Source organism: Schlesneria sphaerica, assembly GCF_044336245.1.
GTDB classification, from domain to species: Bacteria; Planctomycetota; Planctomycetia; order Planctomycetales; family Planctomycetaceae; genus Schlesneria; species Schlesneria sphaerica.
This window is the reverse complement of record NZ_CP172346.1, coordinates 3,063,500-3,088,472: the sequence shown is the minus strand read 5'-3', so window position 1 is coordinate 3,088,472 and position 24,973 is coordinate 3,063,500. Positions and strand designations below refer to the sequence as shown.

Annotated in this window: 17 protein-coding genes; 12 read left to right on the top strand and 5 right to left on the bottom strand. The window is 56.6% G+C overall.

Translation table 11 applies throughout. The features are described from left to right. Nucleotides 1-183 precede the first annotated feature (183 nt). Entirely contained in the window at nucleotides 184-2,301 is a 2,118-nt protein-coding gene (locus ACGY09_RS11160) for a DUF1501 domain-containing protein (RefSeq protein WP_397571607.1), read from the top strand. 146 nt (nucleotides 2,302-2,447) lie between these two features. Here the strand turns inward: ACGY09_RS11160 and ACGY09_RS11155 are convergent, their stop codons facing one another. Beyond that, nucleotides 2,448-3,803, bottom strand: coding sequence for a right-handed parallel beta-helix repeat-containing protein (locus ACGY09_RS11155; protein ID WP_397571606.1), 1,356 nt, complete (start codon nucleotides 3,801-3,803; stop codon nucleotides 2,448-2,450). 375 nt (nucleotides 3,804-4,178) lie between these two features. On the opposite strand from ACGY09_RS11155, the gene ACGY09_RS11150 reads away from it, so the two are divergent. From ACGY09_RS11150 to ACGY09_RS11120, 7 genes are all read left to right on the top strand, one after another. After that, nucleotides 4,179-4,748, top strand: a complete 570-nt coding sequence (locus tag ACGY09_RS11150; RefSeq protein ID WP_373650174.1) for an NADH-quinone oxidoreductase subunit I — start codon at nucleotides 4,179-4,181, stop codon at nucleotides 4,746-4,748. Nucleotides 4,749-4,935: 187 nt separating this feature from the next. After that, nucleotides 4,936-5,388, top strand: a complete 453-nt coding sequence (locus tag ACGY09_RS11145) for a DUF2203 domain-containing protein (protein WP_373650175.1) — start codon at nucleotides 4,936-4,938, stop codon at nucleotides 5,386-5,388. Between the two features lie 7 nt (nucleotides 5,389-5,395). Continuing rightward, nucleotides 5,396-5,971 (top strand): NADH-quinone oxidoreductase subunit A, encoded by a 576-nt coding sequence (locus ACGY09_RS11140; RefSeq protein ID WP_397571605.1) that lies wholly within the window; start codon nucleotides 5,396-5,398, stop codon nucleotides 5,969-5,971. Nucleotides 5,972-6,066: 95 nt separating this feature from the next. Next, entirely contained in the window at nucleotides 6,067-6,591 is a 525-nt protein-coding gene (locus tag ACGY09_RS11135; protein WP_397571604.1) for an NADH-quinone oxidoreductase subunit C, read from the top strand. Nucleotides 6,592-6,801: 210 nt separating this feature from the next. Further along, entirely contained in the window at nucleotides 6,802-8,055 is a 1,254-nt protein-coding gene (locus ACGY09_RS11130; protein ID WP_397571603.1) for an NADH-quinone oxidoreductase subunit D, read from the top strand. Nucleotides 8,056-8,511: 456 nt separating this feature from the next. After that, on the top strand, nucleotides 8,512-12,729 hold the full coding sequence (locus tag ACGY09_RS11125) for a PAS domain S-box protein (protein ID WP_397571602.1): 4,218 nt from the start codon (nucleotides 8,512-8,514) through the stop codon (nucleotides 12,727-12,729). 117 nt (nucleotides 12,730-12,846) lie between these two features. Then, a complete protein-coding gene (locus tag ACGY09_RS11120) occupies nucleotides 12,847-13,446 on the top strand; it encodes a cysteine hydrolase family protein (protein WP_397571601.1) in 600 nt (199 codons plus the stop codon). 20 nt (nucleotides 13,447-13,466) lie between these two features. Here the strand turns inward: ACGY09_RS11120 and ACGY09_RS11115 are convergent, their stop codons facing one another. Together ACGY09_RS11115 and ACGY09_RS11110 are read right to left on the bottom strand one after the other, a co-directional pair. Then, the gene (locus ACGY09_RS11115; RefSeq protein ID WP_397571600.1) at nucleotides 13,467-13,916 is read right to left on the bottom strand and encodes a MarR family winged helix-turn-helix transcriptional regulator; all 450 of its coding nucleotides are present in this window, start codon (nucleotides 13,914-13,916) and stop codon (nucleotides 13,467-13,469) included. 224 nt (nucleotides 13,917-14,140) lie between these two features. Beyond that, a complete protein-coding gene (locus ACGY09_RS11110; protein ID WP_397571599.1) occupies nucleotides 14,141-14,620 on the bottom strand; it encodes a cupin domain-containing protein in 480 nt (159 codons plus the stop codon). A gap of 233 nt (nucleotides 14,621-14,853) precedes the next feature. Between ACGY09_RS11110 and ACGY09_RS11105 the strand changes: the two genes are divergently transcribed. From ACGY09_RS11105 to ACGY09_RS11095, 3 genes are all read left to right on the top strand, one after another. After that, entirely contained in the window at nucleotides 14,854-17,100 is a 2,247-nt protein-coding gene (locus tag ACGY09_RS11105; protein WP_397571598.1) for an NfeD family protein, read from the top strand. 306 nt (nucleotides 17,101-17,406) lie between these two features. Beyond that, nucleotides 17,407-17,799: a TraR/DksA family transcriptional regulator gene (locus ACGY09_RS11100; RefSeq protein WP_373650184.1), complete on the top strand. Its 393-nt coding sequence runs from the start codon at nucleotides 17,407-17,409 to the stop codon at nucleotides 17,797-17,799. After that, a complete protein-coding gene (locus ACGY09_RS11095) occupies nucleotides 17,769-18,431 on the top strand; it encodes a signal peptidase II (protein WP_397571597.1) in 663 nt (220 codons plus the stop codon). Before ACGY09_RS11100 ends, ACGY09_RS11095 begins: the two co-directional genes overlap by 31 nt. Here the strand turns inward: ACGY09_RS11095 and msrA are convergent. Continuing rightward, nucleotides 18,397-19,011 (bottom strand): peptide-methionine (S)-S-oxide reductase MsrA, encoded by a 615-nt coding sequence (msrA, locus tag ACGY09_RS11090; RefSeq protein ID WP_397571596.1) that lies wholly within the window; start codon nucleotides 19,009-19,011, stop codon nucleotides 18,397-18,399. The genes ACGY09_RS11095 and msrA overlap by 35 nt on opposite strands. Nucleotides 19,012-19,415: 404 nt before the next feature. Between msrA and miaA the strand changes: the two genes are divergently transcribed. Further along, nucleotides 19,416-20,402: a tRNA (adenosine(37)-N6)-dimethylallyltransferase MiaA gene (miaA, locus tag ACGY09_RS11085; RefSeq protein ID WP_397571595.1), complete on the top strand. Its 987-nt coding sequence runs from the start codon at nucleotides 19,416-19,418 to the stop codon at nucleotides 20,400-20,402. A gap of 64 nt (nucleotides 20,403-20,466) precedes the next feature. On the opposite strand, the gene ACGY09_RS11080 is transcribed toward miaA, so the two are convergent. After that, complete coding sequence (locus ACGY09_RS11080; protein ID WP_397571594.1) at nucleotides 20,467-24,873, bottom strand: inverse autotransporter beta domain-containing protein; 4,407 nt, start codon at nucleotides 24,871-24,873, stop codon at nucleotides 20,467-20,469. Nucleotides 24,874-24,973 lie beyond the last annotated feature (100 nt).

The window sequence follows — 24,973 nt, the reverse complement described above, 5'->3', positions numbered from 1 at the left end:
TCTTGTTGGTGGGGGTGGAGTGAAGGTGCGACTTACCGGGCTGTCGCGGGGTGATTTGTCTCTTACTTGAGGGGGCAAATCTGGATTGACCGGATTTTGTTGCATCAATAGATAAGCATAGTGGAATTGGTGGCGGCGCGGTCATACAGTGGTCAGGGAACACATCAAGCTGTGGAGAATGCGATGCTGCGCCATCCGAGTGATCTGTCGTCCCTGCGAACCAGCCGTCGAAATGCGCTGCAAGTGGGGGGGCTGGCAGGCTTGTCCGCCTGTTTACCCGGTCTGCTGGGAAATTCCGTTCGTGCGGCGTCGGCCGAACAGGATCCGGTGAGCGGCCCGATGTTTGGGCGTGCCAAGCAGGTCATTTTCCTGTTTCTGGCGGGTGGTCCCCCGCAGCACGAAACGTTTGACCCGAAGCCGCAGGCTCCGCTGGAAATTCGGGGACCGTTCAAGCCGATCAGCACCAATGTCCCTGGCATCCACTTCAGTGAACTGCTGCCGCGCACGGCCCAGCGGGCTGAACAACTGGCGGTGATTCGCTCGATGTTCACGAATAATAATATTCATGGTGGCAGCGGTCACTGGATCTTGACCGGTCGGCCGATGCTCACTGGCGATGGAGAAAATGCACAACCGACCGACTGGCCGAATCTCGCCTCGGTTGTGAAGAAGTTCCGTCCGAGCGAGCGCGTTCCCGCCCTGACGTCGGTTTCGTTGCCGGAACTGTTCATCGGCAATGGAGGCAATATCGAGGCAGGTCAGTTCGGAGGCATTCTCGGGCCGCAGTACAGTCCCGAACTGATTGAGTGTCGTCCCTCTGAGTCGCAATCTTCTCTGGGGGGCTTGTACGCCAGCCGCGTTCCCGCCGAACACATGCAGAAGCGGGTCTCGCTGCTCGACGCACTTGGCCGGACGTTTGATCATACGCCGCGCAGTGCTACGGTTCAGTTGCATGAAGGGTTGAGGCGACAAGCATTCGATCTATTGACGACGGGTGCCGCACGGCAAGCGTTTCACCTGGAAGACGAACCGGACAAGATCCGGGAACGCTACGGTCGCAACCCGTTCGGACAAAGTGTTCTTTTGGCGCGGCGACTGGTGGAAGCTGGTGTGCGATTCGTGACGGTCAATTGGCCTCGTGTCCCCGGCGACCGGGGCGTGGAAAACCCGATCTGGGATACGCACGCGAGAAACTTTGACCGCATGGAAGATTGTCTGGCGCCGCAGTTCGATCTTGGCTTTACGGCCCTGCTGGATGATCTCAGGGAGCGTGGAATTCTTGACGAGACGTTGGTGATCGCCGTGGGTGAGTTTGGACGGACGCCTCGCGTGAATGGCAATGCCGGTCGTGATCACTGGGGATCGGTCTTCAGTTGTGTCCTGGCAGGAGCGGGGATTTCCGGCGGACAGGTTTATGGCTCAAGTGACCGGGAGGGTGCCTATCCCGCGTCTGACCCCGTCAATGCCGGTCATCTGGCCGCAACCGTCTTCCATCTGGTCGGGATTAACAGTCAGGGGACGTTTCCTGACCGATTGGGTCGGGAACTGTCGCTCACGGAATCAGAACCGTTGTACAAGTTGCTGGGTGAAGAACCTGCGACGACGCAGCGAACTGAGTCAACGGGGGATCTGGCCTTTGTTCCGCCGTACCAACCGGGCCTGCTGGCTTGCAAGGATTTTGAAACAACAACACATCTCGTTCCGCTGGACGGTCCCGCAAGTCCCAAAGGCTGGCGAGCCACTGTCCTGTCCGGCAACGGTGCTGGTTTTGGTGTGCGGCTCGACGAACCCAGTCGAACTCCTCGATCAGCCCTGCTGGGTATTTGGACGGCCAGCTCACAACAGGATGTCGCGATCCCCGTGAAGTCCAGCGTCGTGCTGGCTCAGCAGATTCGAGATCCACAGTCGGGGTATTTCACCATCAAGGCAAAGGTCTCTGCCGGTGGGACGAGTGCGGCGACGCTCGATTCACTGTTCATCACGAATTTCCGCTGTCGGCTGGTGTTCTTCCAATACCTGCACCCGAGCAAGACGGCGGTGGAGCGAATGGAGCTGGCTTCAGTCGAGTTCCACCCGATCTTCCTCGATGCGTTCGATGACCAGCTCTGCCAGACCATCACGCTGGAAAAACGTATGGCACCGACGCCGGGGATCAACTTCTCGTTTGGCTTGGGGGTCGGCGTTGCGGTGATGGTTGAGAATAAGCAAGAGGGACCGGTCACCATCGCGAAAGGATCGGGAGACGCCTATTTGCGTGTTCATCAGATCGACATTTCGTTTGACGGATGGACGTTCGCTTAACGGCGGTCTCATCCCCCTGCCCCGCAGGATGACTCCCGACAGAATGCCCCCGGTGGAGCACGGAACTGGCGCGGCGAGGCTCACTCGTTCCGCCATTCCTGCGCACGGTGTGGGCCGGGGGGCGTTGTTTGCGGCAGAAAGTGACGTCAGCCCTGGACGACATTCTGGCTGAAGCCACTGAAATGGTTGTCGACCAGTTTGATCTCTTTGGTCTCTTTGCCCAGTTTGATTCCAATTCGCTGAGCGGCTGCGCGTGTTTCGAGGATTTGATTCTCGCGAAGCGTCACCTGCTCGGTACCTCCCTGAACATCGATCGCGATTCCATCCGCGGGACCCGTGTTTTCGACGATGTTCTGCTCGATCAGATTTCGGTGTCCGCAGAATGAAGCGCCCCGTTCCGGCCGGAAAAGGATCCCCGTCTGTCCGCTGCTTCGGACCAGGTTCTTGCGGACAATATTATCGGTGTCGCGGTGCCCGATGGAAATTCCCTGCCCTCGGATGTCGAGTATAGTGTTCTCTTCGGCGAGTCCAAATTTCACTCCCCAGCAGAAAAAGATCCCAATCTGGCAGCGTTCGATCTTGTTCCGCCGCATCAGCGGCCGCTGCGAGCCTGAGCCCGGGTGCATACCGAGGTCAGCGTTATCGTGGCTGTGACAATCTTCCACCGTAACATCGTGGCAGATCTGCCAACTGAAGCCGTCACCGTTATTGTTTCGGGCTGTGACCTTGCGGATCTGAACCTGATTGACGTCCTGCAGGAAGAGGCAGCCACCGTAGTTGCCATCCAGGTGCTCGTTGTTGCCGCGATTCCCATCGAGAGTCAGGTTCTCAATGACCAGGTTTTCGACTTCCTCTCCTGTGACTAGTGGGAAGAGAGTCGAGCAGGTTGATTCTCCGATGATCCAGAAATTGTCACGCAGTGGTCGATCCAGTTTGAACCGGTTTCCCGATCGAGCGACAAGCGTTCGTTTGAGTACGGCAGGACTGCCGTTATGCGGGTTCCTGGTTCTGAGGCAGACGCTGTCCCCGACTTCAAAACCTTTCGCGTCGTTGAGCGTAATTTCCTGATCATACCAGTCGGAATCTTCCGCCAGTTTGGTTGTCACCGAGGCGGGTTTGGTGAGGATTGTATCTTCACCTGCGCCGAGCAGTCTTACGTGCGATCGCAGGTGCAGTGAACTTCTCAGCAGATAGGTACCTGGCTGGATTCGGACAGTTCCTCCTCCAAGTTGAGCAACGTAATCGATGGCGGCTTGCAGGACCTTGCTCGTCGTGCCGACGAGGTCTCCCTCCTTTTGCCCAACCGTCAGTGAGAGACGTTCATTCCAGTCAGGTTCGATGACCTTGTCGCCGGAAGTGGATCGCGACTTCGTCACGCGGGGGCGGCCATCAGGCTGACGCTCTGGGTCTTGAGCCAGCAGGTTGGGGAGCGATCCCGCGGCGATACTTCCGCCGGCTGCGAGACCGAAGAACTGACGTCGAGACCAGTGGGTTGGATTCATGACAGACTCCGGGGTCAAACGAACGAGTGTGATCCTTTGGCGAAGCGCAGTGACAATGACGGAATAAGCCGTGGATGCGTGAATTTCAACTGCAATGTGTGGAACGGGGGGGAGATCTTCCCGAGGGCGGGATCAACATTCGCGCGGGAATGCACGTCGCATCAGTGATGCGTGCGTGGGCAAGATTTGCTGAATCCGCTCTTCTCACTTGTGAGATCATGCGCGCCGGGTGGGACCCGTCGCTTGCGTTGGGGGGGAGGTGGCCTATAATCCTCAACGGTCTGAGATTGCAGTGGAGTCATGCGCAGTGATCTGACTTCACAGCTGACGCAACGGCGAGCGTCCCGCACGGCGTGATAAGATGAGACCCCTTTCATGCAGGCAATTCTGAACTTCCGAGACTGGTGCCGCAATGTCTACGTCGCAGTTTCGACGCTACTGCAGGGGATGTGGGTCACCATGCGGACCATGCTCCTGACCTACCGCAGAAAGACGTTCACTGAAGTTTTTGAATATCCTGAAGTTCCCATCCCCGTCAAAGCCCGGTACCGCGGTTTCCATCGATTCGATCTGACGACCTGCATCGGCTGCGAAAAATGTGCAGTCGCCTGTCCGGTCGATTGTATCTATATCGAGAAAGAGAAGAGCCCGGTCGGCAAGGGCTTTCGTGTGAATGGCTTCACCATTGACTACACCAAATGCATGTTCTGTGCATTGTGTGTCGAGCCTTGTCCGGTGGATTGCATATTCATGGGTTCGAACCACGATCTGAGCTGCTACAGTCGTGATGGCTGCATTGTCGACTACGCCAAGCTGCCATTGGAAGTCGCCTGGGGACAGGCGACGTTGAACCCCACGGCAGTGGCCGAGTCGAAGGTGCTTTATGAGCCAGTCTGGGTGAAAGGGGAAGAAAGTCCATTCCAATTCACTCCGTCTGAAGAGTAAAAAGGCGTTGTTGTTGTCATCCACGTTTTTAGAAGTGTAATGGCTATCAGGGGACGTCGGTTCCCGAGTTGTAGTTGTGGTTCCGAGTACTGATGAAACAATGCACTCGCATTGTTATACCGAGCGTTCCGGTCGTTCTACGCGAAATCCTGCTGCTGCGGAGCGGTAGCCAAACCAGGGAGTTTCGATGAGTGCCAAGCTGGCTCCGCGTCAGTATTTTTCGGTCGCCTCGGCAAATCAGACTTTGCCACTGGTGCGTGCAATCGTCAGTGATATCGTCGAGTTGTACCCCGAGGTTCGTGACCGTGAAGAACGTCTCATGAGGATCACCCGAGGTCGGTCAAAGGACGCCCGACCCGACGATCCGTACAGCGAAGAGGTCGAGCAGGTTCGTCGTGAGCTGGAACGCGACGTCGAACGCCTGCAAGGTTATATCGACGAATTGCTGGAACTGGGCGTTGAGTTCAAAGATCCCGTGATGGGGCTTGTCGACTTCCCCGCCATGCGCGACGGCGAAGAAGTTTGTCTGTGCTGGAAGCTGGGTGAGCCTGTCGTCGGTTTCTGGCATACGATTGATGCCGGTTTTCAAGGCCGGGAAAAACTGACCGAGACAGAGACCGACGTCACTCCGAAGGAATGATCCTGCCATGACTGAAGTTGTCGGACATTTTCTGGTCTTCACCGTCCTCGCCATTGTCTTTCTGATTACACCGCTTCTGATCGGAAAGCTCGTTCGTCCCCGGGTGCCGACACCCGAAAAGGACGCCAGCTACGAGTGCGGTGAGCCGTCAATCGGCAGCAGCTATATCCAGTTCGACCTGCGGTTCTACGTTGTCGCGTTGCTGTTCATTATCTTCGATGTGGAAGTGGTCTTCTTCTTCCCTTGGGCGACCGTCTTCGGGACGACGATGCAACTGGCTGATCCCGCCCTGTCGCTGGAAGCTCGGCGTCTCCTCTCAGAGCAATTGCTGTCTGCCAACCCTGGCTCAGTCACTCATGAATCGGCGATCAGTGCGGCGACGGCTTTGAAGCTGGGCTGGACGGCATTCATTGATGTCGCCGCTTTCTTCGCCGTACTCCTGGTTGGTTTTGCTTACGTCTGGAAACGCGGAGACCTCGACTGGGTCCGCTCGACGATCGAGCAGAAGAACAAGATTGGTTCCCCCGCCGGTCCGTTGTCGCATCTTTCCACGAAAAAGACTCCCCCAGTCACCGCCAGTTAGCTGAGACGTTCCGGGCTTAGACGTCGCGATTCGGGGTTGGATTGAGTGGTCGACGGTGACCTGGGCCGCACCTGCCGCAGCAAGAGACGAAAACTATGCAGATCCAAGATATCCATCAGAGATTGGTCTTGCAGTTTGGCGATGCGATCGTCGACCTGAAAGTTGAGACGAAGGACCCGTGGATTGAAGTGGCCGCGCGTTCAATTGCGGTCGTCTGCGAGTCTCTTCGATCAGATCCCGAGCTGAAATTCGAGGCGCTGAATGATCTGACGGGCGCCGATTGGCTGGAGACGGATCCGAAGAAAAAGACTCCTTGCGAGCCGCACGTCGAAGTCGTCTATCATCTCTACAGCTACTCGCTGAAACATCGTTGCAAGCTCAAGGTGAAGGTCCCTCGCTGGAAAGATGGGGTGGCGGGCGAGCTGCCCGAAGTTCCTTCTGTCGCGCATGTCTGGGGGATTGCTGACTGGCACGAGCGGGAGGCATACGACCTGGTGGGAATCCGCTTCACGAATCATCCTAACTTGCGGCGGATCCTGTGTCCTGAAGACTGGGAAGGCCATCCGCTGCGGAAAGATTATGAGTTTCCGCTGGAATATCACGGCGTGCGTGGGAAGTGAGTCTGCAGACAGGATTGCTGGTTCGGCCGTTCGTGCTGCTCTCGGTACAGACTGGTTTTGTGGACAGTGCCAGTCTGGTTTATCAAAGTTGATTTGCGAGTGAATCCCCTTCTCTGCAAGGGGTCAATTCACTGGTCTGCAACGAACTCAATTGCGAATTCGATCACCTCGTAAAGAGATCCATGGTTTTGCCCCTGGATGAAAGACATCATGAGCTTGACACTCGAAGACCCCCGCATCGTTGAGTTTGATGTTCGCACCGATGAAATGCTGGTGAATATGGGGCCGCAGCATCCGAGTACTCACGGAGTGCTGCGACTGTTGCTGCGAACGGACGGCGAGATCGTTCACGAGGTGACGCCCCACATTGGTTATCTGCATCGCTGTGCCGAGAAGATTGGTGAAAACCTGTCGCCGCCTCAGTGGATTCCCTACACCGACCGGATGGACTATCTCGCTGCGATGAACATGAATCTCGGATTCAGTCTCGCCATCGAGAAGCTGATCGGGATGGAAGTTCCCGAGAAGGCGATGACGCTGCGGGTCATCATCAGTGAACTCAATCGTATTGCCAGTCATCTCGTGGGTATGGGTGCTTACGGGCTTGATCTGGGGACTTTCAGCCCGTTCCTGTACGCGTTTCGCGAACGCGAAATCATTCTCGACCTGTTCGAAGAAGTCTGCGGTGCGCGTCTGACATACAGCTATCTCACGATCGGCGGTGCGACCCATGATCTGCCAGATCAGATCACAATTCCGCCCGGGCTGGCACAACTGACGGGCCGGGATCCCAATTTGAACCTGAGCTGGTCGGACGCGCTGCGGATGTTTCTCGACTGGATGGGGCCCCGAATCAAGGAATACCATACGCTGCTCACGCGGAATGCCATTTTCGTGCAGAGGACGGCAGGGTTGGGAATTCTCAGTCCCGAAATGGCGATGAGCTACGGCTGTACCGGGCCCGTGCTGCGAGGCAGCGGTGTCGACTACGACCTGCGGCGAGACGGTGAGCCCATCTACACACGGATGTATGAAGGCTACAACTTCAAAATTCCAGTGGCTCCCTTCAACGATTCGACCTTCGGAAAGATCCCTCCTGAAGTGCGCCTGGGGGATAACTGGTCTCGGTTCTTTGTGCGGATGATGGAAGTCGCGCAGTCGATCGAGATCGTTCGACAGGCACTTGATCGATATCCAACGACGAAGGGGGAGTATCGAGTCCCCTTCAAGATGAATCAGAAGCTGCCGACGGACGAGGTGTATCTGGAAACGGAATGCCCCAAGGGTTCGATGGGCTTCTACATCGTCGGCGACGGCGATGCGGAGCCGTTTCGGGCACGCGCCAAAAGTTCATGCTTCTGTAATCTGTCCATCACCGGCCCGCTGTGCCAGGGTGTGCTGATCGCCGATATTCCGTCCATCGTCGGTTCGCTCGACATCGTGATGGGCGAGATCGATCGGTAGTTGCACGCCTCTCTCAGGGAGGAGATGCGACGCCCGCTTGTCATTTCGGTTCAGTCGTGCATTCCGGGTATCGTGATCGAAGTTCGTGACGGGGCGGGGCGGTTTACGCTTGCGGCCAAGACTGGTGCGGTGCGCCGGTGTTCTTTTCCGGTCGCACAGGCTCGTCGGGATGTTTGTTCGGCGAAATTCAGCCCGGATACATCCGCTATCGGTTTCTCATGATTTCGCAGACTATAATTAAGTGAAGATAGAGCTCCACCCTTGTGAGACGAGGATTGAGGTCATCGGGTGCAATGGGCTCGTCGATGTGCCGTCTCGGGGGTGCTATTCCTGCCGGGCGGCGTGAAAAATGCAGCAATTTGTGTTCTATCGTTGTGGGACCACCAATGGGTGGACGCCAGTTCTGCTTTCGCTTACGCAGATTGACATCAATGAGACTTCGTAATCAGGCGATAAATGGCAGAATCGATGGGACGTGCGTACACTGACGCTGCATCAGGCGACTCGGGCAGAATTCTGTTGGTTGATGACAATCCGTCCAACCTGCTCGCTATACGCTCACTTCTCGAGGATCTGGCTCAGGACATTGTCGAAGTTCGCAGTGGCGACGAGGCGATTCAGCGAGCCGCGACTGAAGAGTTCGCCGTCATTCTCCTTGATGTGAAAATGCCCGGCCTCAGTGGTTTTGAAACCGCCGCTGCAATTCGATCGGGTGAGCGTTCTCATCACACCCCCATCATTTTGATCACTGCGGGAGATCTTGAGCGATCGCAGTTGCAAGAGGGTTACGCGCTCGGTGCAGTCGACTTCCTGAGTAAGCCGATCATGCCGGTTGCTCTTCAGGCCAAGGTCAAAAGCTTTGTCCATCTGTTTCAGGAGAAGCAGCGGGCACGACATGAATCTGACCAGTTTCGGTTGCTGGTGCAGGGGACGACCGATTACGCGATTTTCATGCTCGATCCCCAGGGGCGAGTGGCCACCTGGAACGCGGGGGCTGAGCGAATCAAGGGGTATCGGGCTGACGAGATCATTGGCCAGCACTTCACGAAGTTCTATCCGCAGGAGGCGATCGACCGGGGCTGGCCCGAGTATGAATTGAAAGTGGCCACTGCCGAAGGACGGTTCGAGGACGAGGGCTGGCGATTACGCAAGGACGGATCCCAATTCTGGGCCGTGGTTGTGATCACCGCTCTACGCGATGTGAATGGCAATCTGCGAGGATTCTCGAAGGTGACCCGGGATCTGACGGCCCGAAAACGAGTGGAAGAGTCGCTTCGTCAAACCGAAGAGCGATTTCGCCTGTTGATCGAGACAGCGACCGACTACGCCATTTTTGTTCTCGATCCCCAGGGGCACGTTGTCTCGTGGAATGCGGGTGCCGAGCGGATCAAGCAATACACGGCCCATGAGATTATCGGCCAGCATTTTTCGAAGTTCTATCCTCAGGAGGCCATCCATCAAGGCCGCCCGGACAACGCGCTGCGGCGTGCGCGGGAGGAAGGTCGGTATGAAGATGAGGATTGGCGGGTTCGCAGGGATGGTTCCCGTTTCTGGGCGAATGTGGTGATCGCGGCCCTGAAGGACGAGCATGGCCATCTGCGTGGTTTTTCCAAGATTACGCGGGATATGACGTCGCGAAAAGAGGCAGAGGAGAACACGCGAAAACTGATTGAAGAAGCCGCTGCCCGCAAGGCGGCGGAAGAAAACGCACGACTCATTCGGGATCAACGCGAATGGCTGCGAGTCACTCTTGCCAGTATTGGCGATGCCGTGATTGCCACGGACACATCCGGCCGGGTGACGTTGCTCAATCCGGTTGCGGAAGGGTTAACGGGTTGGACGATCGCGGAAGCGCAAGGTAGACCGCTCGACGAAGTCTTTGTCATTTGCAATGAGCAGACGCGGCGGACAGTCGAGAACCCGGTCGAAAAAGTGTTGCGCGATGGTGCCGTAGTGGGACTGGCAAACCACACCATTCTGATCGCGAAAAATGGGGACGAACATCCGATCGATGATAGTGCTGCACCGATCCGCAATGAAGCGGGGAACATGATCGGTGTGGTACTGGTGTTTCGCGACGTCACCGAGCATCGTCGAGCCGAACGTGAACTCAAGGCGAGTGAAGCACGGAAAAGCGCGATTCTGGAAACCGCGCTGGACGGCATCGTCACCATGGACCACCAGGGGAAGGTTGTTGATTTCAATTCAGCCGCAGAGAAGGCGTTTGGTTATTCACGAAGTGAGATCGTGGGACAACCCATGGCCGATTTTCTCGTCCCCGTGGCCCTGCGTCAGCAATTCTACGAGGGACTGGAACGCTACCTCCAAACGGGTATCGGCGCGCATGTAGGCCAGCGTCATGAACTGTCGGCACTCAACGCAGATGGCACGGAAACACCCTTTGAAGTCTCCATCACCCGTTCCACTTCAGAGGGCTTGCCCCTGTTCACGGCCTACCTGAGAGACATCAGGGATCGCAAACGGAGTGAGGCGGTTCTTCGTGGTCAAAAGCGAGTTCTGGAACTGCTTGTTCAAGGGGCACCGCTTCCGGATGTGCTCGATGCGTTGTGCGAAGTGATGGAGGGGAATGCCGAGGATAATCTCGTGGCGATGGTGCAATTAGCGAGTTCCGACGGCAAGCGACTTCGTGCAACGGCAGGTCGCCGCGTTCCTGCTGACTATTTCCGCGCGATGGACGGCATCGTGATCGGCCCCGATGCAGGAGCGTGCGGGTTGGCGGCTTTTCGAGGCGAGGCGACACTCGTTGCTGATCTTGCGAACGAGAACGTGACAGTTGAGAACCGGGAACTGGCACTCGCGCACGGGTTGACTGCGGGCTGGATTACTCCCATTCATTCCTCCGAGGGAAAGGTCCTGGGGACGTTCGCCGTTTACTTTCCGAACAGGCGTCAGCCCACTGAGGGGGAACGTCAACTGGTCGACGTTCTGACCAGTACGGCCAGCGTCGCTATTGAGCGACGTCGCGCGGAAGCTGCCGTCCGTGAGAGTGAGAAAACCGCTCGCTTCCTCGCAGAAGCGAGTGCTTCGCTGGCTGTTCTCGAAGATTTTGACAGCACTTTGCAGAAAGTGGCTTCACTGGCCGTTCCCCACTTTGCGGACTGGGCCACGGTCGATCTCGTCGAGGCGGACGGTGTCCTCAGACGCGTCGCCGTTGCTCATGTCGATCCCGTTCGGGTTGCTTTGGCTCATGAGGTCCACCGACGTTTCTCCGGTGATCAGATCTCGACGCGGGGGGCGTGGAACGTCATTCGAACGGGGCGGGCCGAGGTTGTTCCCGAGATCAGCGAAGAACTTCTCCGGCAATCCGTGAAAGATGATGAAGCGTTTCATGTCCTGCGGGAATTGGGGCTGAAATCCTACCTGGGAGTCCCCTTGAAGGTCCGCGGCAGAATCATTGGAGTGGTCACCTTCATCGGGGCCGAGTCGGGGAAGCGTTACACCGAAGTCGATCTTGTCACTGCCCAGGACCTTGCTGACCGGGCGTCAATCGCAATCGAAAATACGCGGATGTATCGCGAGTTGATTGATGCGGACAGACGGAAGGACGAGTTCCTGGCCACTCTCGCCCATGAACTTCGGAATCCTCTGGCCCCCATCCGCAATTCGCTTCAGATCCTGAAAATGCCGCAGGTGGACGAGGCAACCGCCAGACAGTCACGTGAGATGATGGAGCGTCAGGTTCATCATTTAGTGCGGTTAGTGGATGATCTCCTTGATCTTTCCCGTGTGATGCGTGGAAAGATTGAACTGCGTAAGGAAGCGGTGGAACTCGCGTCGATTGTGGCTCGCGCCGTCGAAACGGCCCGTCCACTCATCGATTCTCAGGGGCATCGTCTGGAGATCAGTCTGCCGGAGGAATCGCTGGTCATCGACGGCGATCCCGTGCGGCTCACCCAGGTTGTCGGAAACCTGTTGACTAACTCTGCCAAGTATACCGACGCAGGAGGTCACATCCATCTGACCATCCGACGCGAGGGGGACCTGGCAGTGCTCAGTGTGAAAGACACTGGTATCGGAATCGCACCCGAAATGCTGCCGCGAGTCTTTGAACTGTTCGTTCAGGCGGACCACGCAACAACAAAGGCCCAGGGGGGGCTCGGTATCGGACTCACGCTGGTTAAGAATCTGGTCGAGATGCACGGGGGAAGTGTGTCTGTGACCAGTGAGGGGTTGGGCCAGGGGAGTGAATTCACAGTCCGACTGTTGCTGATGAATCGCCAGCAGCAGAATGGTGACGACTCGAATCACACGGCGGACGGAGCAGAAGTTCCTCATGCGCGTCATCGTGTGCTGGTCGTCGATGATAATCAGGACGCAGCTCTCAGTCTGACCATGCTGTTACGCCTGCACGGCCACGAAGTACAGGTCGCCCATGATGGACTTTCTGCTCTAAAATTGGCCGAGACCTTTCACCCCGCTGTGATTTTTCTCGATATCGGCATGCCGGGGATGGACGGGTACGAAGTGGCACGTCGGATCCGTAAGAACCCTGAGATGAAAGGGACGGTGCTGACGGCCTTGACCGGTTGGGGGCAACTGGAGGACCGGCGTCGGACTGCAGAAGCCGGGTTTGACTACCATCTCGTCAAACCGCCCGAGCCACAGGCGGTTGAGAATATCCTGGCTTCGTTGCCGAAATCGATTTCTCCCTGACTGAGTGGGACAAAACTGCGGAGCGATGTGGCGAGCAACTGAGTGATCAATCGAACAATGCGCAGGGCGTGCCAGCCCTCTGAGGGGAGTGCTGGTAACTCGGAGTAAGGACGGATCATGACACGGCGGAATCGAGACCTTCATGGAAGTGCTCCAGATAAGTCGGCCGTAGCGTTGCTGCTGATCGATGTCATTAATGATCTGGATTTTCCCGAGGCGGAATCGATGCTGCCGCGCGCCCTTTCCATGGCTCAGCAGATTGCGGGGCTCAAACGGCGAGCCAGGGAGAATGACGTCCCCGTCATCTACGTCAACGACAATTTTGGCCGCTGGCGCTCTGATCTTCTCGCCCAGGTGGAACACTGCCTGCGTGACGGTGTCCGGGGGAAGCCAATCGTGCAGTCCCTGCGTCCCGAGGAAGACGATTACTTCGTGTTGAAACCAAAGCACTCGGGGTTCTTCTCAACGACGCTCGATACGTTGCTTGAGTATCTCGAAGTGAAGACCCTGATTTTGACAGGAATCGCGACCAATATCTGTGTCTTATTCACTGCGAATGATGCCTACATGCGTGACTTTAAGCTCGTCGTCCCGCAAGATTGTGTCGCCTCGAATACGCCCGAGGAGTGCGACTACGCCCTGGACCAGATGCAGAAGATCTTGAAAGCAGATATTCGTCCCGCGGACGAACTCTGCTTTGATGAGCTCAAAAAATAGTCTGTCGTGCAGCGTCGTGACTAACGTGGGGAGTTGAGAGACTTGATTCGGTGGATCGCGCCGTCCAGGAGTTTCAGTCCCTCGTCGCCGAGAATGGTCTTTGCCTGGGTCTGAGCTTGTTCCCAGGCGGGGATTGCTTGCTGCATGAGCCGCTTCCCTGCTTCCGTCAGGCGGAAGGGATGCGATCGCCCGTCCTCGTCAGGCATAATTTCCAGCCACCCTTTGGCCACCATTCGTTCGACTGTACGACTGAGAGTCGAAGCATCCAGTTCCAGGGATTTACAGACATCAGAGGGACGAGCAACTCCCAGCCTCGCGGTCACAGCCAGAATAATAAACTGCGTCAGTTTAAGGCCGAGCGGGCGCATGGCGTCGTCGTAGGTATTCGTTACCACACGGTTGAGCAATCGCAACCGCCCGGCAACGCAGGAGGTGGCGATTGTTTCAATGCTGGTCGCAGACTTGGCCATTCACGGGTCTCAGGGGGTTCCTCGATTGCTCGCTCAATGTATATGCAAGTAAACCGTCGTTCAAGAATGGGGCGTCGCTGGCTGGTTCATCGTAGCGCGGGACATCTGATGCTGTTCACCATATGAGTCTTGCTCGCGGCGGATTTGAAACCGCAGGCCACTACGGGAAGGGCGAATTCCGACTGACTATTAGGTAACCGGTTGGAGAAACCGTGGAGGTGTCATTATCGGGGGGGAAGCTGGATCTCGATGCCGTAGTTGGGGGCAATCTGAAGTAATTTCTGGATTTCTTCCATTGTCGGCGGGGGCGCGGTGACGGCGCCTTCGGCCAGAGGTACGCCGAATTCAAAAAACATCTTCTCCAAACCGGCAGGTGCGACCGTCACGAGCATTTTTGCGGGGCGATCGCTCTCGTTCTTGAAAGCGTGTGCGACCCCGACAGGCATGTTGGCGAACATTCCCGCGGTCGCAACGAACTTGCTGTCACCGATGGTGAATGTGATTTCTCCTTCGAGGATATAAAAACCTTCTACTTCCCGGCTGTGGGTATGGGGTGGAGGTCCTCCTCCTGGCGGGACGGTCGCCTCAAACTGAGAGTACTGTTGATGAGTTTCCTCCCCGGTCGCGAGAAAACGATAGACGTCTCCGACGACGGCGAGCGTTCTTCCTTGTTGAGCACTGAGCAAAGTTGGTTTTTCCGTCATCGTTCAAGAACTTTCCGATGGAATAGTGTGTCGTAAGTTACAACAGATTTCGTCCGTGCGGCATCGTTGTCGGCATGAACCGGTTCAGGCAGTTGTCCGTTCATCACTACGGTAGAGATCGCAGAATAAAAAGGAACGGGCTTCTCCTCTGAGGCCCCAATCCCGTTATAATTCTCGAGATCGATTCCCGTGCATGCAATGTCCAGGCGGTTTTCGCGTTGGGGAATGGAAGTATGAAGTGCCAATCAAAGCCTGACACAGTACGCGATATCGTATTGGCCAGCCTGTTCTCAATCATCCTGTTCGCTCCCGTCCGGGGTGCCGACGGACAGGAGGAACCCGTAGCGAGAACACGAGTTCCTCTCGGGCAGTTCGTGACGGTGACAAGCCCTGTTGACGATATTGTATACAGCCGGATTTCTTCCGCCGCCCTACGTCTTCAACAGCAAGCCACACAAGAAGATCGCCCTGCAGTGCTGGTGCTCCAGATCGAACCCGGGACCAGCCAGTTTCATCATATTCAGGGGCTGTCCAAGTTCCTGACTTCATCCCAGGTGGCGAACGTCACTACTGTGGCCTGGATTCCTGCGACCATCACGGGTCCCAATGTTTTGCTCGCCCTGGCCTGTAAACAAATTGTCATGCATCCGGATGCGGAACTGGGTGACATTGGTCGAGGCAAACCCCTCGAGGCAGAAGAGCAGCAAGCGATTCTCGCGATGGCTCAGAAACGCCACAACAGCAAAATCAATGCGGCGATCGTGAGGGGGATGATGGATCCGCAGGAGCAACTGTGGCGCGTCAGAGTTCGTTCAATGGCTGCGGGCACGGATGAACTGGAGACCCGCGTCGTGACGAAGGACGAGTTGGAAACGCTTCGTCGAACGAACGTTACGATCGAAAATGTGGAAATCGTCAAGGATCCCGGCTCGGTTGGGTTGTTTCGGGGTAGCACGGCGAGGTCACTGGATATTCTTGTCTCTCAAACCGCCGAGAATCGGACATCGGTGGCGACACTCTATGGCCTCCAGCGAGACTCGCTTCGCGAGACCGCATTCGAGAAGGAGAATCGCAAAGCCCGTCTGATCAAGGTGGATGGAATTATCGATCGACTTCAGGAAAGTTTCCTGATCAGGCAAATCAGTAGTGCGGTCGCCGATGGCGCACAGGTGATTGTGTTCGAGATCGACTCGCCTGGCGGGTTGCTCGTTGCCAGTATTACCCTGGCAAACGCTATTGCGGATCTTGAATCTAACAAGGTTCGGACGATTGCCTATGTTCCGCGAGAAGCGATCAGTGGCGCGGCAATCATCGCGTTAGGGTGTGACGATATCTATCTACGTCCCGATGCAAAGATCGGGGATGCCGGACCGATCGAGATGCGTCCCGGTCAACCGTTTGAGCGTGCACCGGAAAAAATCCTCAGCCCTCTCAAGGTGGCGCTGCGTGAGCTGGCCGAAAAAAAACATCGCCCCGCGGCCATTTGCGAAGCCATGGCTGACCGCACAATGAAAGTCTATCAGGTCACTCATCGGGATAGCGGCCAGATCTGGTACATGAGCGAGCTTGATATACACGCTTCCAATGGCGAGTGGATCCAGGGGCCCCTGTTGCGCGAAACCAACGGTGAACTGCTCTTCACTGCGAATGGGACCCGTGCACACGAGTTGAAGCTGGCGGAATCTCCCGTCAGTGACGTTGATGACTTGAAGGCCCGGATCGGTCTCCCTGTTTCGACAAAGCTGGTTCCGATCGCCAAGACCTGGGTTGATCGGCTGGTTTTCAGTCTAAATCATCCTGGAATGGTGATGCTGATGATCGTTTTGGGGGTCGCGCTGATTTATCTGGAACTGCACTTCATGACGGGCATCCTGGGGATTATGTCCGTGCTCTGTTTTTCCCTGTTTTTCTGGAGCAACTTCATGGGGGGGACAGCCGGATGGCTGGAGGTGGTCCTCTTCGTGCTTGGTCTGGGTTGCCTGGCTGTCGAAGCATTCGTGATTCCTGGTTTTGGAGTCTTTGGTGTCTCCGGCATACTGCTTGTGATCTGCTCGCTGGTGATGGCTGGCCATTCATGGACCTTCGATTTCATGACGAATATTGAGGAACTCACGTGGCAAACCGGCCAGATAATGCTGGCGTTCGGAATTGTTTTCGCGATTGGGCTGGCGATCACTCGGTATCTTCCCTCAATGCCGGGATTCGACTCCCTGGTTCTCGGCCCGCCCGGCGGGGGAGCCGACGAGCCACGTTTGCGGGGCGCGTCTCTCGCCGGGACAGTTGGATCGGGGGTTTCAATCGAAATTGGCGACAAAGGGCATGCCCTAACGATGTTACGTCCCGCAGGTAAAGCTCAAATTGAGAATAGGTCCGTCGACGTGATCAGTGAAGGCCCATTCATTGCTCCCGACGCAAACCTTGAAGTGGTTTCGATTTCCGGCAATCGCATCGTGGTTCGGCAAGTTCCGGAGAGAGCATGACGGCGCGGTAACTGCAAGTCGAACGCTCAAAACACCTTGGGCGCCACGACACGGCACCCGCTCGGGCCAGGAGCGTGGCAGGCCGGGCATCGTATTTCCTCTGGGGATCAACGTTTCAGTTCGGAATTTTGGCGGGATGCGCCGAACTTTCTATCGGCGCGGGTCGTAGGCCCCTGCGCGAATTGGCTCAAGGTAATTAAAGCTGTGCAAAAAGCCGCACCTTGATATTGGTTATGACAGAAACATATAATCCTCAGCTCGCCCTCTGTAGAGCACCGTGTGTGAACCTCGCGAGAGAACCTGGCCATGCTGAAGAAAACTGAGCTGGAAGAGTTTAAGGTTTTGTTGCAAAATCTTCGTGCACGTGTCCGTGGCGATGTCCTGCACCTGACCGCTGATGCCTTGGATCGGAACGAGAATGGCTCGGAGTCGAAATCTCCGACGCATCTCGCTGAGTTAGGGACCGAGACCTACGACCAGGAGTTTACGCTGCGGCGCGTGGAAAATGAGCAGGAAGTTCTTGAGGAAATCGAAGAGGCTTTCGAACGCATCAGTGACGAAACCTTCGGCGTTTGCGCCGGATGCCGCGAAGCGGGTCGCTCCCCAGCCAAGTCGATGATTCCCAAAACTCGCTTGCGAGAAATCCCCTACGCCAGGAACTGCGTCGAATGCGAACGGAAACGCGAGGCACGAATGTAACTTCAGGCGACGGGTCGGCGAGTAGCTGCGACACGGCGACTGCCACCTGTTCCTCTGCGTCCCGTCCCTGGGCGAGATACATCTGTTTTGCGGTCATTGCGGCCAGCGGTTTGATCGGTGATCTTTGGTCAAAACACGCGGTTTTCCAGTGGTTGCAACCGCATCACCAGCATGAAGTCTGGAGTGGCTCGTTTCTGGGCATTCCTGTCGACTTTCAGTTTGCCACGACATTTAACCTCGGTGCTCTGTGGGGCATGGGGCAAGGACAAACCTGGCTGTTCGCCTCACTCAGTGTTCTTGCTGTTTTTGTGCTGGTTTACTTCCTGTACACGGGTCAGGCGGTCGAGTCCTGGTGGCTGACAATCTCCTCTGGCTTACTCCTGGCCGGCACCCTTGGAAATCTTTACGACCGTCTCGGTCTGCACGGTCATCTCGATCTCAACGGCCGTCCGATTTATGGTGTTCGTGACTTCCTCGACTTCGTGTTTTTTAACGGGGGATTTCACTGGGCCACATTTAACCTGGCAGACAGCTATCTGGTCACTGGCGCCATTCTGCTGGTGTTGCAGTCTTTCACGCAGCCCGTCGCCGCTCCGGCTACTTCTTTGTCGGCGACGCAATCTTGTCCTTGAAGACCGCTCGGAACTTGGCGACTTTCCGCTTGATGACGGCATTGCAGTAAGGGGCGTCCGGATTGTTGCGGTAGTAGTTCTGGTGGTAGTCCTCGCCGGGGTAGAATACTTTCAGCGGCGAGATCTCGGTTACGATCGGTGAATCGAAGGCACCCGATTCGTCCAGCTTCTTCATGTACTCAGTCGCAAGGTTCTTCTGCGATTCATCGTGATAGAAGATCACCGAACGGTACTGCGTTCCACGATCCGCACCCTGACGATTGAGTGTCGTGGGGTCATGCGTCTTCCAGAATACTTCGAGCAGGTCGACGTAACTGACAACCTTGGGGTCATAGGTGACTTGGATGACCTCAGCATGCCCCGTGTTCCCTGTGCAGACCTGGGCATAGGTTGGGTTATCGACGTGCCCGCCACTGTACCCGGAGACAACCGACTTGACCCCCTTCAACTGCTGAAAAACGGCCTCGGTGCACCAGAAGCAACCGGAACCGAATGTGGCTTCCTCAAGTTTCGCTGCTGCGGGTGGGGCTGCCCCTTCTGATGCCGCTTTCTCATCGTTGCCGTTGGCGGATTCGACCATCTTCCAGTTTCCTTGTCCAAAGAGGATCGCGGCGGCGACTGACAGTTGAACGAGGAATCTGACTGCCGTTCTATCAGTTCCACTCGAGACGAACGTGGATGAGAAAGATGACGCCTGCATCGTTTGTCCTTTCAAAATGCTTCCTGCAGAAGCATAGTTACGGAACTGGAAGCAACTCGCTCGTTGCTGTCGAATCTGGCCGAACGAGTGGCCGAACCCAGCCATCTTCATTAAACATAGGCCTCGGCCGATTGATTGACAACGGTACTTTCGCCGAATTTCCTGCGTGGTAAACGTACTGCCGCAGAGGAATTTTCCAAACCGTCCGATGAGAGTCAGGGATGATCGCCGGGTCGCTTGCCACCCTGGTCCAAGTGACTCTGGCGATCGCAGGAAGGAACACTGTGGAATTTTCGGGCGAGCTCCTTTCCAGGTGCTGGTTTCTGGCTGGGCCTACGGCATGTGGCAAAACTGCCGTTTCGTTGCAACTGGCCCAGAAGATCAATGCCGAGATTATCGCGCTGGATTCGATGACCCTTTATCGGGGGATGGATATTGGCACCGCGAAGGCCACGCCCGAGCAACAGGCAATCGTTCCGCACCATCTGATTAATGTCCTGGACCCCAATCAGGATTACAGCCTGTCGGAATATGTCTCGGCGGCGGAAGGCGTCTGTCGTGAAATCGTCGGGCGAGGTCGCACTCCTTTGTTTGTCGGTGGGACGGGTCTGTACCTGCGGGGAGTCCTTCGAGGCGTCTTTGAGGGGCCACCCGCTGATTGGTCGCTTCGGGCACGATTTGAGGCCCTCAGCACTGAGCACGGCCCCCGGTTCCTGCATGATCGACTGAGTGAGGTCGATCCTGAAGCGGCTGCCCGCCTTCATCCGAACGACCAACGCAGGATCATTCGAGCCCTCGAAGTCTTTGAACTGCTGGGGCAACCTCTTTCGAACTTGCAGCGTCAAGGGCCGTTGCCGCTGGGTGTTCGTCCTCAGCAAGTCTACTGGCTGTCGCCTCCTCGGGACTGGTTGTACAAGCGAATCGACGACCGTGTCCGCCAGATGTTTGCCGAAGGGCTGGTCGACGAAGTGAAACGGCTGACCGCGCCACCCCATTCGCTCAGCCAGACTGCCCGTCAGGCGTTGGGCTATAAGGAAGTGATCGACTGGTTGGAGTCGATTAGCCCCGACTCCGGCGTCACGGGTGCTGATACGGTGCCACCCAAAGCCGCCGTCGAAGACCTGATTACTCTCATTCAAATGCGAACCCGGCAGTTTGCCAAACGTCAGCAGACCTGGTTCCGAAATCTCGAAGAGTGTCATCCCGTCGCCATTGAGAGAACTGAAAACGTTGACCAGATTACGGAAAAAATCCTCAGCATGAACCCCTGAATCAGGGAATCATGCTGAGGTGTCTCTTTCAGGTTCGATTCTGTCAGGACGAATCTCGGATCGATCAGGGGCCCGAGAATCCGTTGATCAGGAACTGGCCGAAGGTCGAATTCGTGGGCTGTTCAAAGTACCAGTTCTGCGAAGTAATACCTACGCCGTTGCCGTTGATGTTCACGATGTTGTTACGCACACCGCTGAGCGTGACTGGCGCCCCGGTGACCAGCGAGAAGTTGATCCCCTGGCCCAGGATCGGCTGAGCTCCAGTGATGTTGATGATGTTTCCGTTGAACGCGAACGAGGCGGGGGCCTGGATGTTTCGGAACAGCATCCCCTGGTTCAGCGGGCCCTGGGTCATCGTGATTTCATTGTCGAAGATATCAACAAACGAGTTTCTGGCGGTGGAGTTGGTGATCGAGATATCCGTTCCCAGGTCCGTCAGTGTCAGGTTGGCATTCACGGGTGGCGTGGTGAACGTCATCAGGTTTCGGCCAATGCTCAGGTTCGTCTGACTGAAGTTGTTGACGAAGATCCCGGTGTTGGCACCGTTGATCCCGGTGATGGTGTTCCCCTGGATCGCAAAGTTGGTCGTGTACCGGGTCGTCGCATTCTGAATCGCAAACGCGTTATTGAATCCCTGCAGGTTCATGATGTTGTTACTCATCGACGAGTTGATGTTGTCGACGACCGAGTTGGAGTCGATCTGGCCGGTCCAGTCGACGTTCACACCCGAAACGCGACCCACATCACCTGCCTGGACCAGCATGGCGTTGTTGTCAAACTGGAAGACCAGCGGAACACCGAATGTCTGGATCGGAATCGTGTTGACGATGGTTTCCAGGTCCCCACGAGTCCCCGAGACTCGGACCAGGTCCCCCGTGCCGGCGGCTCCGACGAATCCACCGAGGAACCCGTTGGTGTTGGTGTTGTTGGTGATGTTCCAGACGTACTTTCCGTTGGTGGGAAGAACCGTCGTGGTTTGTGGTTGTGCCAGGGGCCGCGTCGCGTGCAGGAAGATCGCGTGATCGAATTCATCGGTCCCGTTCAGATTGAACTGAGACGATTGAATGTCGACTCGCATGACGTTGCTGGCATCAATACCAACACCTGTCTGAACCCCCAGTCCCCCGATGTTACTGCTGATGTTCGAGTTCGCGACTTCCAGCTGGAGGATGTCCGAAGCCCGGATACCTACGGTGTTGTCCAGGATCGTCATGCTTCTGAAACGATAGCTGCCGGTCTGGATCAGGTTGGTATCCGTCTGTTCGACGTTGATACCGGCGATGGATGCGTCGGTGATCGTTCCACCCACGGTTTGTGGGTTAGGTGGCAGTGCACCGACGGTGAAGATGAAGTTGTCCAGCAGCGGAATCGTGGTGGCGTTGATCGCGTGGTTATTGACGAGGTTGATACCGTACTGTGGCGTTGTCGTGGTCGACGCGGCACTCGACACACTGGTCAAGTTCACGTTGATGGCAGAATTACGAATATCGACGGCGGTTCCGCCGAGGGCCGCGATGGTCCCCTGCCCGATCGTCAGGCCGGATGGGACGAGGGCTCCGATCGTCGATCCCACATTCTCAGCATAGAACGCAGTCCCTTCGGTCGCCGCACCCAGGTTGCCGATGTTCAAGGAGTTGAAGACGACGGAAGCACGGTTCCGCACACCGTCGAGGTCCCCGATGTTGACACCAATCGCGTTGAACCCGGCAGCAGCCGGTCCGGCGGCATTCTGAACGTTCAACGTCTGGAACGTCACAGTCCCTCGCAGGTCGGAGTTTCCTCGGATATCAAGACCAGGCAGGTTTGAGCCATTCTGGTTGTTGATCGTGGTCGTTCCATTGAAGGTAACGGGTCCGCGGTTGGAGCGGACAGCGATCCCGATGTCACCTCGTCCATTGATTGTGGTCGAAGCGGTGTTGAATCCACCGTTGAACAGGACGGTCGAGCTGTCGTCGAAGATATTGATGCCAATACCCGACAGGTTGCTGATCAGCGTGTCACCGTTCACCGTGAATCGACCGGTGTTTTCCGAGTCCAGTTCCCCGATCACGATCCCCTCGGAGCCATTCGTGATGCGGACATTGTTAAAGGTGACGTTCTTGGAGTTCCCCTGGTACTCGATAGCAGGCCGTGTGACGTTGCTGTCAGCGGCAGCAACGCTGGTCCCGGTTGTGAACGTGATGTTCGGTCCGGCGTCCGTCCCTGCGTTGTCATGAATGAAGATCCCGCGTCCCTGGCGGTTCAGGATGTTGATGTCGAATCCATTGCTGTTATTTGAGTCAATGTTGTTGTTGAAGTTGACGGAACTTCCCGCCGTCAGGCCTTCAATGTTGATCGCGTCTCCGGCGGATCCATCAATCGTGATCGTGCCGTTGGACGTGATGATCCCCGAGTTATTCAGGATGTTAAGTCCGATCCCGGTTCCGTTCGTCACGTTGAGATTGCCGAGGTTGATGAAGCCCGCAGAGTTCTGGACGAGCACCCCTTGTGCGTTCTCGTCGTTCACCGTCGAACGGGTGAAGTCAACAGTACTTCCCGCGGCGGTTCCCTGAATCACCAGAGCCCGGCCGCCGGTCCCTTCCACGTTGTTAATCACGCCGGGAGTTGGCACCAGCGCTCCCGAGGCATTACGCGGAGTGAGCAAGTCCTCGGTGAAGACCACGGTCCCCTGAGTGCCATTTACGAAGAACGTATTGGCATTGCTGGACGGGTCGTTAATTGTGTTTCCTTCAAACCGGACTGTTCCCTGTGTGTTGTTCAGGAACACAGCGGCCAGACCCGATCCCGAGACATCGGTCTGACGGACCGTGCTGTGGGTGGTGGAACCGATGATTCCATCGCCCACGATCCCTCGCAGGGTGGGATCGATGATCTGGAAGCCACTGAATTCCGAGCGGTTCGCCAGGGTGACCCCGTCGCCAGGAGCATCCGCAAAGATCGGACGCTCCCCAGGGCTGCCCGCCGCGATGACGTGTGGCAGCAGCAGCGTCGAGCCGTAGCCCGAGGTCGAGTTCATTGCGTTCGTGTTAACGACGTGCAGCACATTCGAGGCATCCCCCAGAACGCGGACGTCCGATTCCAGATTGACGTTCACGCCGGTGAACTGGCTGTCGGCATGGACGAAGATGATGTCGTGTTGCGAGCCTCCTTGAGCGTCGGCGAAGACCTTATACGGGTTCTCGACCGTTCCGTCGCCAACAACACCATTGACCGAGGTGGCTGTGGAGTTGCTGTCGACGTGGTTGAAAAAGTAGGGCAGGTCGGTTTCCGGATTGATCACCACGACATTCTCATCGGTGATCTCTTTCCGGCCTACAATCATGTTGTAGTTACGAATAACGGGTGTTGTCATACGGTCGTATTGCGATTTGCGCTCGCCCGGCGACTGCCTGAATCCCCCATAACTCCACGATCCCCCGAAGACAACGTTCGTTTTGAACTGGGGGTCATGAGTGACTTCGAGCTGAATCTGGATGCTGGGAATCGGACTGGCCTGGACACGAGTTCGCCAGCCACCGAAGGACTCAATCATATTGCTTTCGTACCAGTAACCACCGCCGAACACGCGCAAGTCATGTCGCTGTGGAATCGCACCGGGTATCGGAAAGCCGATTTCGCCGTCGAATCCGTGCAGCGCGGACGCGACCGTTCGCTGCTGATTGACTTGCAGAAAATGGCCAACAAACCGTTGAGTCCCGTCCAGATTCACCAGTGAGATCTGTTCATCGGAAGTCCCGGTGGGAAGATAGGCGTTGCTACGGATGTCATACCACTGGCCCAGGAACTCGGCACCGAAACCAATCTGACGGAATGTGGGACCACTTGTTGTGTCGTAATCGAAGAAGGCGTTCACGCCCAGAATGCGGTCAATCGTTGGCAGGTAACGGCGATAACCACCCCCCAGGTTGGCACCCCACGTATCGGCAGAACCCTTAAATGCCCGTAAATCGACGAAGAATAAGTTATTGTCGATCAGCGAGTAAGGCATCATCTCGATCGGATAGATCGCCTGCTTACGCCCGATGGCAGGACCTGTGAATCCGCCGATCCGGAAGAGGTTCCCAAGCGACTGGCCCGAGCGTCCTGAGAGCGTATCGCTAAACAGGAAGCCCCCATCATCCGGCTCCGGTCCTCCCATCTGTTGCATTGGCGGAGGAGGCATCTCCATTGGTCCCTGGCCACGGATGATCAGAGGAGTAATCGAGTTTCCCTGACCGCCCGAACGGCTGTCGGTCGTTTTGGACCGGACCCGTTCCGCGGTCGAAGCGCCGTCCTCTTCCGCGAGTCCGATCTTCTCGATCCATTCACGGGTCATCCGCGCTTCATCCTCTTCGAGGATCTGGGCCGCAGGCTGATCTTGGCCGCAGATCGCCTGCCAGGGGATGACCGCTAAGACTCCGAAGCAGATCCAAAGCAGTACCTGCATGGATCGGTCAAAGCGGTGATAACGACGTGAGAGAGACACGTGCATCGAGGCACCTCTACGATGGGCAGTCATGGCGCAGACCAGACGACGTCCGGACCTCGGACGACGCAGACCTGCAAACGATATGTCTGGGATGGGAGGGTCG